Origin of the sequence: Haladaptatus sp. R4 (assembly GCF_001625445.1) — an archaeon.
In the GTDB taxonomy this organism is placed as follows: Archaea; Halobacteriota; Halobacteria; order Halobacteriales; family Haladaptataceae; genus Haladaptatus.
In genome coordinates, this window is record NZ_LWHG01000011.1 from 583,464 (window position 1) to 598,198 (window position 14,735).

Consider the following 14,735-nt stretch of genomic DNA (forward strand, 5'->3'; position numbering starts at 1 on the left):
CGAAACAGTTTATTTTATATCATTTCGTGGACATCGACCGAGCATGATCGGTCGAGACGTGATTCTGTTCGGAATTCTGGTCGTCCTCTTCGGTGGGTTCAACTCGATCATGGATGGGAGACCGCTCGGTCCGAACGCCGGTTTCTCGATAATGATTCTCGGACTGCTCATCGGCCTGTTGGGCCTCACCAACAGCGTTTCGAACGAATTCTCGGAATGATCCACGATCCGCATCGGTTTCCTGCGGAAAACGTGTGCTCGCTATCGAATCCGAACGCCGCCGACGTACAGTCCGTTACCGAGGATGAACAGGCCGATGGCACCGTAGAGGACGGCCGAGGCGGGGACGGTGTGCGGGTCGATGGCCCAGTCGATGATTTCGACCGCGATGAACGCGAGGAGGAGACCGAACAGTTGCCGGGAGAGAGACCGAGGGAGGACGTGAACGGGGCCGAAGAGGCGGCGAGGCCGGGACGGGGACGTATCGGAGGACATCGTGTGATACTCTATTCGTCAGTAACAAATACGTTCTGTGTCCGGTCTGATTTTTCGTGGCCGTTTGATACGAAGGGGCTCCAACTTTGGAGCGACGAGAAAGGTCTCGAAAGTCCTGTTCGCTACGAAGAGCGGTGATTGGTGGTTTTTTCGATTGCAGTTCTGGGAAGACGACCTCGAAAGCCCCCGCCCGCTCGCGGTCGCTGTGCAGGATATCCGCGCTCTCCGCCCAGCCCGCGCGGATAGTTGCCTGCACAGCAACTACGATAAACGCCGAAGGTCGGCCCCTTTCAATCCACCCACACCACCGCAACCGTACCGCACCACAGCCTCCCCAACCGACTGCGCTTCTCGCTCGCGTTGCTCACTGTGATGCTCACCCCTCGCGCGGGCGCACCGACGGTGCGCCATCGCGCGCCGTGTGGTTGGTCCGTATCGGACACTCCATCCAGCGGGGCGGCGCGCGCTGGCACAGCCCCGAGGCCAGCGGCCCGGCCGAAGGGGTGTGCCGATAGCGTGCGAGGGATGACGACCGAGGAGCGTCAGCGACGAGTGGAGGAATCGGTTGGGGAGGCGTGTGGCGCTGTGCGGAGGCTGTGCGGTGCGGTCGTTTGGGTGGGATTGAAAGGGGCCGACGTTCGCGTTCAGTTCAGTCGTCTGCACGGGCTACTATTTTGGCCGTGTGTTGTGGGAAGGCCAAAATATCCCGTGCAGCGACCGCGAACGGACGGGGGCTTTCTGGGCCTTCTTCGTAGTCGCTGGAGTCGCAAAACCTTCAAATTCGTCTCAGAGCGAGCGGGCGGGGGCTTTCGAGGTCTTTCTCACAGTTGCTGCAGTCGCAAACCGATCAAAATCTATTCTAACTCATCGTAGCGAGCAGACACGCGTTTTCGCAACCACTTTTCGTTCGAACCTGTCCGATTGCTGGGTCGTAACACGTATTCCACGGGACCACGAACCAACGGGCTATGATAGGTATCGTTGGTGGGGGAATCGCCGGATTGGCCGCCGCCTACCGCCTCCAACAGCACGGCTACGACGTGCAGGTATTCGAAGCGAGCGACGACCTCGGTGGACTCGCCGCGACCTACGAGACGAACGGAGACCGCATCGAGAAGTTCTACCACCACCTCTCCGCCTCGGAGGAGACCATCATCGACCTCATGGGTGAACTCGGATTGGCCGACGACTTGGAGTGGCCCATCGGGAAGAACGCCTACTACGTCGATGGGGTCGTCCACCCGCTCGACAAGCCGTGGGAAATCCTCGCCTACCCGCACATGAGCGCCTACGACAAGTTCCGGTTGGCGCTCCTCACGCAGGAAATCGACATCCGCGGCGGGATTCCAAAGTTCGATTCCTACGAACGACTGGAGGACTACGAGGACGTCCCGATAGACGAGTTCCTAATCGAGCACACCTCGCGCGGTGTCTACGAGAACTTCTTCGGGCCGCTTCTGGACGCGAAGTTCGGCAGCAGAAAGGAGGACGTGAGCGCGGCGTGGCTCCTCGGTCGCATCAAGTTCCGCGGCGAGCGCGACCTCCTGCGCGGCGAACCGCTGGGCTACCTCAGCGGCGGGTTCGGCCGTCTCATCGACGCCCTTGTCGAGGAAGTCGGCAGGGAGAACATCACGACCGGCGTGTACGTCACCGACCTCGACAGCGAGGACGGACAGGTCACGTCGCTCACGAAGAAACCGGCGGAGAGCGCGGAAGTCGCCGCCGCGGACGGCGGAAGTTCGGAGGACGACACTGCGACCGAGACGCACGACGTGGACGACGTCGTCGTCGCCGCGATGCCGAACGTCCTCGAAGAGTTGACGGGATACGAGTGCACCATCGACTTCCAGGGGGCGGTCTGTGCGCTCGTGACGATGGACGAACCGCTGACCGACACCTACTGGCTCAACATCGGACACGACGCGCCCTTCGGCGCGCTCATCGAGCACACCAACTACATCCCGCCGGAGCGCTACGGCGGCGACCACCTGCTGTACGTCGCCAGCTACATTCAGGACTACGAGGAGGAGTTGTGGGGGATGAACGACGAGGAAGTCGAGGACCTGTGGTTGGGTCACATCGAGGAGATGTTCCCCGACTGGGACCGCTCGTCGGTGTCCGAGTTCCGACTCGCCCGCAACGCGCGCGCCGCGCCGGTGTACGAACGCGGCTATCTCGACATGGTCGTCCCGTACGACCTCGGAGACGACATCGCGGACGGCATCTACTACGCCGGAATGGCGAGCAAGGCCCAGTACCCCGAGCGTAGCCTGAACGGCGGCATCGTCGCGGGATACGAATGTGCGGACAGAATCGCGGGCCAGAAAGTCGTCGTCGATCCGAACGACTGGCAGAAAGAGTAATAACCACCTCGAATACGCCACGAGCAGGGTTTTGCCCGCTCGTCGCTTCCATTATACATCATGGTTGGGGTGGGGCAGTTGGGAATCATCGGTATCGGCGCAGTGGCGAGTTTCTTCATGGCGTGGACGGTCGGCGCGGGGTGGACGCCGTACGCGCCCGGCGTCGGCGCTCGTCGGATGACGGTCATGCGAGCGGCCTTCTTCACCGGTTTGTTCGGGATTCTGGGCGCGGTGGTTCAGGGACAGAACGTCACGGAAGCGATTTCCGCCGGACTCATCAACGGCGTGACGCTCTCGCCGGTCGCGGCCGTCATCGCGCTCGTCGTCGCCGCCGGACTCGTCGCGATCGGAATCTTCGCGGGCTATCCGCTCGCCACGGCCTTTACCGCGACTGGTGCGGTCATCGGCGTCGGGTTGGCGCTCGGCGGCGCACCGGCGTACGCGAAGTATCAGCAAATCCTGCTCCTGTGGGTGCTGACACCGGTCTTCTGCGGCGGAATCGCGTATGGACTCGCCCGCCTGATCCGGCGTGACGACGTACCGGACGAGTACTCGATTCCGCTGTTCGGGGTCCTCGTCGGCCTCATCCTCGCCAACTCGCCGTTCACCTTCCTCGCGCCGGAATCGGGGGGCGCGTCGGTCGCCGCGGTGGCGGCCGAAAGCCTCCCCGTTCCGTCGTTCGTCGGTCTCGTCGCGGCGACCCTGTTCGTCGCGCTCGTCTTCGGCGCGATACTCCTGATCGAGGTGCGTACCGACGTCAAGACGGGACAGCGACACCTGCTGTTCGGCATCGGTGCGCTCGTCTCGTTCTCGGCAGGCGGGAGTCAAGTCGGTCTCGCCGTCGGGCCGCTCGCTCCGATGACGATTCCGATAGGACTCTCGCTCGCCGTCGTCCTGCTGTTCGGCGGTATCGGCGTCATGCTCGGCGCGTGGATGGGTGCGCCGCGGATGATCAAGGCGCTCGCGCGGGACTTCTCGTCGCTCGGGCCGCGACGGGCGACCGCCGCGCTGATCCCGGCGTTCGCCATCGCGCAGACGGCGGTACTGTTCGGCATACCCGTCTCGTTCAACGAAATCGTCGTCAGTGCCATCATCGGGAGCGGTTACGCGGCGGGGGCCGGACGCGTCAGCAAGAAGAAGATGTTCTACACCGTCCTCGGGTGGGTCGTCTCGTTGCTCCTCTCGTTCGTGTTGGCCTACGGCGCGTTCGTCGGCGTCGGACTGATTTAGTCACGTCTCGCGATGCTAACGATTCACCGCGGTTCGTTACCGTAACACCGCAACTCCGGGTATTTGTCAAAAATCTAGATATCCGTCGCGAGCGTACCACACGACATGGAGGAGAGCGTTGCTGGCTTCAAGGAGACGGGGGACTGGGTGACCATCGTCGAACACGGCGAGAGAATCACGACGGCGCTCGAAGCGGAATCCGTCGAAGGCGACTCGTTCGACGACTGGAACGAGTGGCGGCCGAAAGCACACGAGCGACTGAGAGAGGACGTCAAAGAGAAGACTGCGGAGCAGGCGAGCGCGTCACGCGGGGAGGGGGAAAAGGCAGGGAAGACGCCGACGGAGGACGTGAAGACGGCGCGGGAGGAACTCGGAGACACGGTGTCGGAACTCGCCGAGGGCGACATCGACGACGCGGTCGATGAGGGGCAGGACACCATCGAATATGCGACGCGCGCGGCCGATACGGTCGGGCGGAAAGCGCTTCGAACCGTCGAGGAAACGGTGTACAAACACGTCATGACGCAGGTGTCGCCGGTGTACTTCGACAACGAACTCGTCAGCGCGAACGTCGAACGCGATCGGAACGGAAACGAGTACTCCTTCGAGGTGAACATCAACGACGACGACCTCAAGGGTCGCGTCGGCGACCGACTGAAGGAGTACGAGGACGTCGACCGCTGGCGCGGCGAGACCGAAAAGCGGACCGATTCCGCCGAGGCCGCCGAGGGGATGGACCCGGTGGAGTGACGACGGTTTTGGACGACGTGAATCGCCGCCATCGATATTCGCGTGGAACACGTTTTAACTCACTATGTACGACCGAATTCTCATCCCCATCGACGGCAGCGATGCCGCGGAGAACGCGATTCCGTACGCGCTCGACCTCGCAAAGACCTACGACGCCAGCCTGTACACCGTCTCCGTTGTGGACGCGGAGGACGCCGATGACGAGGGAGAAAAGCGCGAGGCGATGTACGAGGAGTTCGAGACGGAATCGAAACGGATGGTCGAGGACTTGGTTCGTCGTGCGGAAGAGGAGGATATTCGGACGACGGCGGGGTCCATCGCGGAGGGAAAACCACACCGTGCGATTCGCCAGTACGCCGAGGAGCAGGACATCGACTGCATCGTGATGGGAACGCACGGGCGGCGGGGAATTCTGTATCCGCTTCGTCGAAGCGTCACTGAAAAGGTCGCACGTCGGGCGAACGTGCCCGTGTTGATGGTCCGATTGGGAAAAGACGAGAGTTGAACGGACTCAGGCTTCGCCCTCGTCCACGCCGACCGCGTCCGAGATGTCCACGTCCTCGGGTTCGTCGAACCCGCCCACGCGAATCTCGCCGTCGTCACCTTCGACGTACACGTCGTCGGCAAAGCCGCCCTCCGCGTGCGGGTGGACCGGATCGTCCAGTTTTTCGGGCGTCGATGGCGCTTCCGGCATCTCGTCGGGCGCGAAGTCGCCGAGCGGGTCGGCGATGGTGATGTCGTGGTTCGAGAAGAACGTCTCGTAGCGCTCGTAATGTTCCTCCAGTTCGTCGCTCGGGAACTCCATCATCTCCGTCCAGCCGTGATTGTAGAAGTCGAAGTTGGACTGGATGTGCGTGATTTCGCGGGCTTCCTCCTCCGGCGCGCCCGCTTGGAGCGCGGCGAGATACGAATCCATCGTCGCATCGAAGAACGCGTCCAAACGTTCCTTCCGCTCCTCCCGGTGCTCCGGGTCGGCCTTCTCCAGAAAGATTCCGGTGTGCATTCTCACCAATCCGGCCTTCGTTACGTCCCTGACGACCGGCAGTTCGAGTGCCTTCTTCGACGCGAAGTGTCGCGCGTTCTGGTGGATTTTCATGCTCGTGGCTTGGGACGCGAAGGTCTTCAACGTCCCGACTACCCCCTCTATGTGGTCGTTTGATACCGACTTCCAGATAGCAACCCACTTTAATCCCGACGAAGAACGTCTCAGACATGACCGAATCGTACGTGATTATCGGGGATGGTATCGCGGGTAGTTCCGCGGCCGAAACCATCCGTGAAGAGAAGCCAGACGCCGACATCGCAGTCATCACCGACGAAGGTGAAGCGCTGTACAACCGCATTCTCATCAAGGAGTTCGCCAAAGGAAAACTTCCGGAAGCGCCGATCTCCATTCACGAACCCGACTGGTACGACGAGCGCGACATCGACCTCGAACTGAACACGTTCGTCACCGATATCGACCCGGACGCGCACGAGGTCCACACGCACGCGAGCGGGACGTACGACTACGACAAACTGCTCGTCGCCACCGGCGGGACGCCGACACAGCTCCCCGTCGATAACAGCGACGCGGACGGCATCCACCACTTCTGGACGTTCCAGGACGCCCGGCGCATCGCCGAACACGCGGAAGCGGCGGACACCGGAACCGTCATCGGTGCGGGACTGCTCGGCATCGACCTCGCCGCCATCTGCGCCGCACAGGACGTGGACGCCAAGTACATCATGCGCGGTAACCGCTGGTGGCGCTACGGCCTGAGCCTCGACGGCGCGGAGATCATCCACGACGCACTCGAAGAGAAGGGCCTCGATATCGTCCTCGAAAGCGGCGTCAACGGCTTCAAGACCGACGACGACGGCAACGTCGTCGCCACCATCGACGCGGACGACAACGAGTACGAGAGCGACTTCGTCGGCGTCGCCATCGGTCTGAACTTCAACACGGAGTACCTACAGGGCAGCGGCGTCGAGACGGACAACGGTGTCGTCGTCGACCAGTTCATGCAGACGAGCGTGGACGACATCTACGCAGCGGGGGACATCACACGGTTCTACGACACGATTCTGGACGAGTACGCCCAGAACGGATCGTGGGGCAGCGCGAAGGAACAGGGTGTCGTCGCCGCAAAGAACATGGTGGCCGACGACGAGGCCGAGGAGTTCCGCTGGGTCTCCTCGTACTCCATCACTCACTTCGACTTCCCGTTCCTCTCCTTCGGGTTCCCGACGCTGGGCGACGACGAGTGCGAACGGAAGTACAGCGACACCGAGTGGCGGCGTCTCTCGTTCAAGGACGGCAAACTCGTCGGCGGCGTCCTGATCGGCGACCTCGCCCCGCAGGGCAAGTACAAAGACCTCATCCGCAACGAAGTCGAGTGTGCGGACCAGAAGGAGGTCCTCCTCGAAAAGCAGTTCGACCCCGAGAAGCTCGCACAGCCACAGGAACAGTAAGATCGTCGTGCGATGCGGTGGTTTTTTTGTCGTAGTTTCGAGAGCGATTGCCCCGGTGACGGGTCGCCACAACAATCGGCTCCGATTGTCTCGACGTGAAGGTTTAAGTTCTACCACGACAATCGGTAGCACTGACCACATCGGTCGGGTGACTTCGTGAAATACAAAATCGCTCTCGAACCAGTGGAAACGGTCCCTGACGACGCACGCGTCCGTCACTACGACGAACTCGACTACGGTGCGAAGGGGCACTTCCCCGACGTCGTCGAGCGTGGCGAACGACTCATCGACCCGGAGACGGCACGCCAGTTCAGCGACGGCGAGTTCGTCAAATACACCGGCTATTTCCGCGTCCTGCTCGCGTAGCTTCTATTCTTCACGTTTGTTCACCTTTCAGCCGCAAGCTTTAACACTCACTGCGACAATTGATAACATATACCAATGGCATCGAACAGCACGAGTAGTCTGGGGTCTGCATCGACCGGAGAATCGGCGGCGCTCGTCGTCACCCGAACCGAAACCGTGCCAGCGGGCGTTCCGGTGCGAAGTTACGACGAACTGTCGGACACCGCTCAGGGGTTCTTGGCGGAGTTCGACGGTCACGAGAAGGTCGTCCGGATGACCAGCGACGTGTCCGAGGAGTTCACCGAGGACACCGTCATCGTGTTCAACGACTACCTCCGGGTCGACGTGGCGTGAGGAACCAACAACCGAAGCCGTTTTCTCCGGCAGGACGGCATGTAGGGATATGAGCATGAGCGGAAGCGGTGAGATGACGCTGGCCTTCGAACTGTCGGCGCTCAAAGAGCTTGCGAGCCCCGGCACCGTCTTCGAGGACGCCCGGCGCTGGACGCGCTACGTCGGCGTCATCTCCGACCAACCGACATACGTGGTGACGAACTTCACCCGAAAGAATCGCATCCGACAGGATTTCTTCTCCGGTCCGAAGGGACGGGCCGAAAGCCTCGACAGCGTGAAATCGCAGTTCGACACCGACCGACACGTCTTCGTCGGTACGACCGACGACGACCGTGAACTCGCCGAGGACCACGGCTGGGAGTTCCTGCACGTCGAAAACGCGCCGAGGCGGCCGAGTGGGACCTGGCGTCCGACGCCGACGAGGACGACGAAGGGAAAGAAGAGGACGTGCGCGACGACTGGCCGTAATCCCCCATCGAACGTTCGACCTCGATGCCGTTCGATTTTCACGACGCTGGTGCCGACCGCACGCCACGTGCTACCGTGGTTCGATAAATTATACCTTCCTGTCATGATTCGGTACGGGTATGCCTGGACCGATTTTCACGGAGGGACACAGCGTTTCACTCCACCCCATCGAGAAAGGGGATCACGAGTTCGTACAGTACGGCCGCAACCACGACGGAATTCGGGTGCCGTTTTCCAGCGTCGCCATCGAAACGAGCGACGACATCTCGGAGTTGCTCGACGACGACGAGTACCGACTGCTCATCTGTCGAACCGGCGACGATCCTGAACCGGTCGGCGTCGTCGGGTTCGGGTGGGTCGCGGAGGAGACGAAAATCGGCTGGTTGCTGTACTGGGTGATCCCCGAACACCACGGCAACGGCTACGCCACGGAGGCGACGACGCTCTTTCTGGACTACGCGTTCCGGGAGTGTGGCTTCCACAAAGTCAATGCCGAAGTGAACGCGTCGAACGCCGCGTCCGCGGCGGTGTTGGAAAACCTCGGGTTCGAGCGCGAGGGAATCGACCGACAGGAGAGCTTCGTGGACGGGAACTGGATGGATCAGTACAAGTACGGTCTGCTCGCCGACGAGTGGCTGGACGAGTGAACGGCCGGATCCAGTGCTCCGGGGGACACCGATCCGTCAGCACTCCGCCCGCAGGCGCTGTTTTCCCCGCTCGGTGATCTCGTAACAACACCAGTTCGTGTTTCGCACGAGGTTACGCTCGGCGAGGGAGCGACAGCGCTCGCGGTGACGCAGTTCGACAGGGCGAGTCGCCGTTCGATGTCGAGTCGAACCTGTATGCCGTCGGCCGCGAGCAATCGGAGGATTCGTTCGTCTATCGGGCGCAGTCGGTCGGGAACCCCGCTGGCCTGTGCCATACGCCACCTCTTTTTTCCGGGGATAAGTAGCTCGCTAAGAGGGGTATTGAGGGGGGACGGTCGGTGGGGAGTGCTATTGAGAACTATCCCTACACTGGCGACACCTGTCGGAATTCGTTCGTATCCTCGCACGGCGATACCCGATCACGCCGTTTAAAATCGTCAGGACCGAACGGACCGGTATGGCAGAACCGCGCGTCCCGGGAGGGAACGGTGCGACGCTCGAACTCCCCTGTGGCGAGACGGTAGCGACCGGACGACTCGACATGGGGATGCGCGAGTACGACTGTGACTGTGGCGAATCGCACGCGGTCGTCATGGACGTGCACCCGCCGTCACGCTTCGTTCCCGAATTTCTCGTGGACATCCTCCGCGAAACCATCGATACGACCGACGAGAACGTCGAGTTCGGCACGCTTCACATCATGGGCGTCGTCATGGAGGAGTTCCCCGAGGACGTCGCCAGCGAGGACGTGGCCGACAATCCCGACCTCGGCTATTCGATGGTCTGGGTGACGGACTTCGACTCCCGACGGCTCCACGAAATCGTCGTCGAACTCATCGTCGAACTGATGGAACACGCCATCAGCCACGCCGAGGACGACGAGGCGATGAGCCAGTTCGAAGCGGACATGCTGAACTTCGACGTGCCGACCTTCGTCGATCAGTATCGAGCCGAACGGGACTTCTCCGGCCCACACGACCGCCCCGCGTGAGGATACTTCCGCCGAACTGACCTCGCCGAGCAGACACTTGTCTGACAGAGGTTTAAGTGGTGGGCAGCCAACCCTGCTCATATGTCAGCTCGGGAAGAAACGTTCGAATCCATCCGGCAGGCCGTTACCGAGCACGACGCTGGTGAACCGCTCACCGCGCGCGAGATTCTCGAACTCCTCGACGAAACGGACGACAGCGGTGGGGAGTTCGGGAGCACACACGAAATCGCGACCGTTCTCGGACGGCGAGCACGGGCGGGTGACGTACGGGTGATTCGCTCCTCCCCGTACCGGTACGAACTCTAGATTTTTCCACATACCAAACTACAAGACCCCGGGACACGCGCTTCGAGTCGATGCTGGACGAGTTGCTCGGGCGCGCCGAGTTGAAAGAGCGAATCGACGAACTCGAAGACGAGAACCATCATCTCGAACGACGAGCACAAGCCGAGGAGGAACGCCGCTCCGAGGCCGTGACGGAGCGTCAGAACGCCGAGGAGCAGATCAATCGCCTCGAAAGCCGTATCGTCGAACTCGAAGACAGGGTCGAACGGCTAGGGGACGACGAGGAGTCAGTGGAGTTTCGAGGCACCGAGTCGCTTCACGGGAAGCGACTGGACGAGGTGCTGGCCCGTCTCGAACGTATCGAGACGGAACCCGAAGGGGCGCTGACCGCGATGGTGATCGACGACCTGCCGGAGACGGTCCGCGACGCGTTCGGCGACCACGCGCCGCTCGTCGCCCGCGCCGCGCCGTGTTTGGCGCTGACCGACGACGCGGGACTGGTCAGCGCGGCGCTCTCCCCGCCGAATCCCCCGGAGGAGTTCGTCTCGTGGACCGATTCGTTCGATTTCGATTCGGCGTGGTTCCGCCCGGAGGGACGCTTTACCTTCGCGCTCGTCCGCTCCGACCTGTTCGCCATCGCGGAGTACGACGGTCGGGAGCGACTATCGGTTTCGGGCTTCGAAAGCGACGTGAAGGGCGACCACTCGAAAGGCGGCTTCTCGCAGGCCCGGTTCGAGCGGATTCGGGAGGGACAGATCGACGACCATCTCGACCGCTGTCGGGAGAAAATCGACTCGCGCGACGCGGACCGACTGTACGTCGTCGGCCAGCGGACGCTCCTCGCGGAGTTCCGCGACGTCGCCGACCGAACGAAACCGGTCGACGCGACCGGAAAACCGAAAGAGGCGCTGGACGACGCGTTCTACGAATTCTGGACGACGCGGCTGTTTCGGATCTAACCGATTCGGCTATTCCGGATCAAGCCGATTCGGCCGTTCCGGATCTAATCCAACTTCGCGTGAAACAGCAGTCGGCCGCATTCCGGACACATCGCCGTCTCGACTTCCTTTCGCTCGTTCATCCCGAGCGACCCGAGAAGCCCGCCTCGTCGTTCGCTCGTCTTGACGTACGGTTTCCACGCGTCGTTCATGCCGAACTTGACCGGTTCGAGCGAAACGCCACAGTCGGGACAGCGATCACTGCTCGTCATGGGTGATTCGTCGCGGAGAAGCCTCGTGGTCGTTACGATCCGCTCATCCTTCTATCGTCGCGCCGCCACCGACCGCGGTCGGATACGCACGGGCCTCGACGCCCTCGTCGTAGAAGGCGTCGAGCATCGCGCTCGCGATGGCGTTCCGTTTCCCGTCGTGACAGACGGCGAGGACGCTCGGTCCGGCCCCGCTCACGGCGACACCGGTCGCACCCGCGTCGAGTGCGGCGGTTCGGACCTCGTCGAACCCGTCGATGAGCGCCGCCCGCGACCCCGTGACCGACCCGTCTTCGAGTCCCTTCCCGACCAGTTCCGGGTCGTCGCGGAACATCCCGGCGGTCAGCGTCGCGGCGTTGCCCACGGTGCTGACGAGTTCGTCGACTTCGACCGATTGGGGGACGACACGCCTCGCGTCCCGCGTCGAGACGACGGTTTCCGGCAGGCAGGCGACGACCGGAATCGACGCGTCCACCTGCGTGATTTCGTCCTCCGTAACGATCGTGAATCCGCCGAGAATCGAGGGTGCGACGTTGTCCGCGTGGGCTTCGCCCGAGACGGCCGCTTCCCCCTCCGCCGCGACGCGAACGAGTTCCTTTCGCGTGAGACCGCAGTCGTACAGTTCGTTCAGCGCGACGGCGGCGGCGGCGGCGCTGGCGGCCGACGACCCGAGTCCCGACGAGGGTCGGACCCCTTTGTTGATCCGAATGTGTGCGGGCGCGCCGAGTTCCTGGGCGACGACGCCCGCCGTGTTCTTCGCCGGTTCTTCGGGGATGTACTGCCGCCCGACACCCGTTACCTCTATCGTCGTCTCCTCGGCGCGTTCGACCCGCACGATATCCGCGGGTCGTTCCAACGCCAACCCGAACACATCGAACCCACACCCGAGATTGGCACTCGTGGCCGGTGCCCGCACTGTGACCATGCAACACGTATCGAAAGCACGGACAAAAACCTTCGCCTCCGGTCGAAAATTGTCCGACGCTGGCGGGGGTGTATCGAAACGAGATAGGTCGGTTCTATGATTCCGGTTCGGTGCGACGACTTCCACGTTACCGGGAGAGTCGGCTTTAAGATACCGTGCCACCACCGCACATCCATGCAGGTTGCGATACTGGCGCACGAAAAGTTCCCCGGTCGCGCGAAAACGGCGGTCGGAATTCTACGATATGCGGACTACGATGTTGCAGCGGTGCTCGACCGAGACCACCCCGGCGAACGCGTCAACGACCACGTTCCCGACGTACAGGACGCGCCCATCGTCGCCGGAATGGACGACGTGCCGGAGGTGGACGCGCTCATCATCGGCATCGCGCCCATCGGCGGCGGATTCGACGAGTCGTGGCGGTCGGACGTGACGACCGCGCTCTCCCGCGGTTGTGACGTAATCTCCGGACTCCACTACTTCCTCGAAGACGACGAGGAGTTCGCCCGACTCGCCGCGGCGAACGACTGTGAACTCTGGGACGTTCGAAAACCACACGACGACCTCACCGTCAGCCAAGGCATCGCGAAGGACGTGGACGCCGAAATCATCCTCACGGTCGGCACGGACTGCTCGGTCGGCAAGATGACCGCGACGCTTGAACTCGTGCAGGCGGCCCGCGACCGCGGCGTGAACGCCGGATTCGTCCCGACGGGACAGACCGGCATCATGATCGACGGCGGCGGCAACCCCATCGACCGCGTGGTGAGCGACTTCACCGCGGGCGCGGTCGAGGAGACGATTTTGGAACGCGCCGACGAGTACGACTACCTGTTCGTGGAGGGCCAGGGGAGCATCGTCCATCCGGCCTACTCCGCGGTGACGTGCGGAATCCTCCACGGGTCGATGCCCGACAAACTCGTCCTCTGCCACGAGGCGGGCAAGGAGGCCATTCACGGCTACGAATCCGTCTCCCTGCCGCCGATTTCCGAGTACGTCTCGCTCTACGAGGGACTCGCCCGACCGGTCCACGAAACAGAAATCGTCGCCGGAGCCATCAACACCTCCGGAATCGCGGACGACGGGGACGCCCGCGCGGCCGTCGCGGAGTACGGGTCCGAACTCGACGCACCCGCGGCCGACCTCGTCCGTTTCGACGCGGACGCGGTACTGGAGGAAATTCTATGAGTCTCACGACGGCGTTCGAACGGATTTCGCTCCCGCTCGAACACGCCTTCACCATCTCTCGCGGAACGCAGACGACGGCCGAGAACGTCGTCGTCAGGATCGAGGACGACGACGGCAACGTCGGTATCGGCGGGGCCGCACCCTCCGAACACTACGGCGAGACGGCGGCGACGGTCGAGGCGGTCATGCCGGACCTGCTCGACGTCGTGGAGCGGGTGGACGACCCGCACGCGCTCGGCCGCATCGAACGCGAGATGCGCGAGACGGTAAACCGAAATCCGGCGGCGCGCTGTGCGGTGAGCATCGCGCTGCACGACCTCGCCGCGAAACGCACCGGACTGCCGCTGTATCGCTACTGGGGACTGGACCCCGAGGACACGCTCGAAACGTCGTTCACGGTCGGCATCGACACGACCGACGTCATGGCCGAGAAGACGCGGGAGGCCGTCGATGCGGATACGGCACGCTGAAAGTCAAAGTCGGCACCGACCGCGACGAGGAAATCGTCGGCGCGATTCGTGAGGAGGCCCCGGACGCGACGATTCGCGTGGACGCGAATCAGGCGTGGAGTCCGCGCGAGGCGGTACGGAAAATCGAGGCGCTCGCCGAGTTCGACGTGGAATTCGTCGAACAGCCGATTCCCGCCGAGAACCCCGAGGGGATGCGGTTCGTGCGCGAGCGCGCCGCACTCCCCATCGCGGCCGACGAATCCTGCGTCACGCTGGAGGACATCCCGCGAATCGCGGACAAGGCCGACATCGCCAACCTGAAACTGATGAAATGCGGCGGCCTTCGGGAAGCGATGCGGATGATTCACGCCGCGCGGGCGGAAGGCCTGGAACTCATGCTCGGATGTATGATCGAGAGCAACGCCAGCATCGCGGCCGCGTGCCACCTCGTCCCGCTGCTCGACTACGCCGACTTGGACGGCTCGCTCCTCCTCGCGGAGGACGACTACGAGGGCGTTCCCATGCCGAACGGCGTCATCGACCTCGAAACGGGATTGGCTGGAACCGGCGCGCGGAAACGCTAA

General features: G+C 62.8%; 19 protein-coding genes and 2 pseudogenes. 15 read left to right on the forward strand and 6 right to left on the reverse strand.

What is annotated here, in order from left to right; translation table 11 throughout:
• Positions 1–43: 43 nt before the first annotated feature.
• Positions 44–220, forward strand: coding sequence for a hypothetical protein (locus A4G99_RS25780; RefSeq protein WP_190303707.1), 177 nt, complete (start codon positions 44–46; stop codon positions 218–220).
• 41 nt (positions 221–261) lie between these two features.
• Here the strand turns inward: A4G99_RS25780 and A4G99_RS06615 are convergent, their stop codons facing one another.
• Together A4G99_RS06615 and A4G99_RS25090 are read right to left on the reverse strand one after the other, a co-directional pair.
• Positions 262–495, reverse strand: a complete 234-nt coding sequence (locus A4G99_RS06615; RefSeq protein WP_066140984.1) for a hypothetical protein — start codon at positions 493–495, stop codon at positions 262–264.
• Positions 496–785: 290 nt separating this feature from the next.
• Positions 786–968 (reverse strand): hypothetical protein, encoded by a 183-nt coding sequence (locus A4G99_RS25090; protein WP_150123050.1) that lies wholly within the window; start codon positions 966–968, stop codon positions 786–788.
• Positions 969–1,463: 495 nt separating this feature from the next.
• Here A4G99_RS25090 and A4G99_RS06620 point away from each other — a divergent pair, with 495 nt between their 5' ends.
• The 4 genes from A4G99_RS06620 (at position 1,464) to A4G99_RS06635 (ending at position 5,343) form a co-directional block, all read left to right on the forward strand.
• The gene (locus tag A4G99_RS06620; protein ID WP_066140986.1) at positions 1,464–2,858 is read left to right on the forward strand and encodes an NAD(P)/FAD-dependent oxidoreductase; all 1,395 of its coding nucleotides are present in this window, start codon (positions 1,464–1,466) and stop codon (positions 2,856–2,858) included.
• Positions 2,859–2,918: 60 nt separating this feature from the next.
• The gene (locus tag A4G99_RS06625) at positions 2,919–4,088 is read left to right on the forward strand and encodes an inorganic phosphate transporter (protein WP_066140990.1); all 1,170 of its coding nucleotides are present in this window, start codon (positions 2,919–2,921) and stop codon (positions 4,086–4,088) included.
• Positions 4,089–4,193: 105 nt separating this feature from the next.
• Positions 4,194–4,838 (forward strand): DUF5828 family protein, encoded by a 645-nt coding sequence (locus A4G99_RS06630; RefSeq protein WP_066140993.1) that lies wholly within the window; start codon positions 4,194–4,196, stop codon positions 4,836–4,838.
• Positions 4,839–4,902: 64 nt separating this feature from the next.
• Entirely contained in the window at positions 4,903–5,343 is a 441-nt protein-coding gene (locus A4G99_RS06635) for a universal stress protein (protein WP_066140996.1), read from the forward strand.
• A 6-nt stretch (positions 5,344–5,349) separates the two neighbouring features.
• On the opposite strand, the gene A4G99_RS06640 is transcribed toward A4G99_RS06635, so the two are convergent.
• Complete coding sequence (locus tag A4G99_RS06640) at positions 5,350–5,934, reverse strand: DUF6149 family protein (protein ID WP_066140998.1); 585 nt, start codon at positions 5,932–5,934, stop codon at positions 5,350–5,352.
• 116 nt (positions 5,935–6,050) lie between these two features.
• On the opposite strand from A4G99_RS06640, the gene A4G99_RS06645 reads away from it, so the two are divergent.
• The 5 genes and pseudogenes from A4G99_RS06645 (at position 6,051) to A4G99_RS06665 (ending at position 9,106) form a co-directional block, all read left to right on the forward strand.
• Positions 6,051–7,292, forward strand: coding sequence for an NAD(P)/FAD-dependent oxidoreductase (locus A4G99_RS06645; protein ID WP_066141001.1), 1,242 nt, complete (start codon positions 6,051–6,053; stop codon positions 7,290–7,292).
• Positions 7,293–7,448: 156 nt separating this feature from the next.
• On the forward strand, positions 7,449–7,658 hold the full coding sequence (locus A4G99_RS06650; RefSeq protein ID WP_066141004.1) for a hypothetical protein: 210 nt from the start codon (positions 7,449–7,451) through the stop codon (positions 7,656–7,658).
• A 75-nt stretch (positions 7,659–7,733) separates the two neighbouring features.
• Positions 7,734–7,991 (forward strand): hypothetical protein, encoded by a 258-nt coding sequence (locus A4G99_RS06655; protein WP_066141007.1) that lies wholly within the window; start codon positions 7,734–7,736, stop codon positions 7,989–7,991.
• A 55-nt stretch (positions 7,992–8,046) separates the two neighbouring features.
• Positions 8,047–8,459 (forward strand): annotated as a pseudogene (locus A4G99_RS27015) (hypothetical protein).
• 119 nt (positions 8,460–8,578) lie between these two features.
• Positions 8,579–9,106: a GNAT family N-acetyltransferase gene (locus A4G99_RS06665; protein ID WP_066141012.1), complete on the forward strand. Its 528-nt coding sequence runs from the start codon at positions 8,579–8,581 to the stop codon at positions 9,104–9,106.
• On the opposite strand, the gene A4G99_RS24310 is transcribed toward A4G99_RS06665, so the two are convergent.
• A complete protein-coding gene (locus A4G99_RS24310) occupies positions 9,061–9,381 on the reverse strand; it encodes a hypothetical protein (RefSeq protein ID WP_223301744.1) in 321 nt (106 codons plus the stop codon). The two genes, A4G99_RS06665 and A4G99_RS24310, sit on opposite strands and share 46 nt — an antisense overlap.
• Positions 9,382–9,563: 182 nt before the next feature.
• Here A4G99_RS24310 and A4G99_RS06670 point away from each other — a divergent pair, with 182 nt between their 5' ends.
• From A4G99_RS06670 to A4G99_RS06680, 3 genes are all read left to right on the forward strand, one after another.
• On the forward strand, positions 9,564–10,097 hold the full coding sequence (locus A4G99_RS06670; protein ID WP_066141015.1) for a DUF5815 family protein: 534 nt from the start codon (positions 9,564–9,566) through the stop codon (positions 10,095–10,097).
• Positions 10,098–10,178: 81 nt separating this feature from the next.
• A complete protein-coding gene (locus tag A4G99_RS06675; protein WP_066141017.1) occupies positions 10,179–10,403 on the forward strand; it encodes a hypothetical protein in 225 nt (74 codons plus the stop codon).
• Between the two features lie 50 nt (positions 10,404–10,453).
• Entirely contained in the window at positions 10,454–11,341 is an 888-nt protein-coding gene (locus tag A4G99_RS06680; RefSeq protein WP_066141020.1) for a Vms1/Ankzf1 family peptidyl-tRNA hydrolase, read from the forward strand.
• A 44-nt stretch (positions 11,342–11,385) separates the two neighbouring features.
• Here A4G99_RS06680 and A4G99_RS06685 read toward each other — a convergent pair whose 3' ends face one another.
• Entirely contained in the window at positions 11,386–11,592 is a 207-nt protein-coding gene (locus A4G99_RS06685; RefSeq protein ID WP_066141023.1) for a hypothetical protein, read from the reverse strand.
• A gap of 43 nt (positions 11,593–11,635) precedes the next feature.
• Positions 11,636–12,514 (reverse strand): homoserine kinase, encoded by an 879-nt coding sequence (locus tag A4G99_RS06690; RefSeq protein WP_066141026.1) that lies wholly within the window; start codon positions 12,512–12,514, stop codon positions 11,636–11,638.
• A gap of 174 nt (positions 12,515–12,688) precedes the next feature.
• Here A4G99_RS06690 and A4G99_RS06695 point away from each other — a divergent pair, with 174 nt between their 5' ends.
• Entirely contained in the window at positions 12,689–13,702 is a 1,014-nt protein-coding gene (locus tag A4G99_RS06695) for a DUF1611 domain-containing protein (protein ID WP_066141029.1), read from the forward strand.
• Positions 13,699–14,735, forward strand: a pseudogene (locus A4G99_RS06700) (dipeptide epimerase). The gene A4G99_RS06695 and the pseudogene A4G99_RS06700 overlap by 4 nt, the downstream one beginning before the upstream one ends.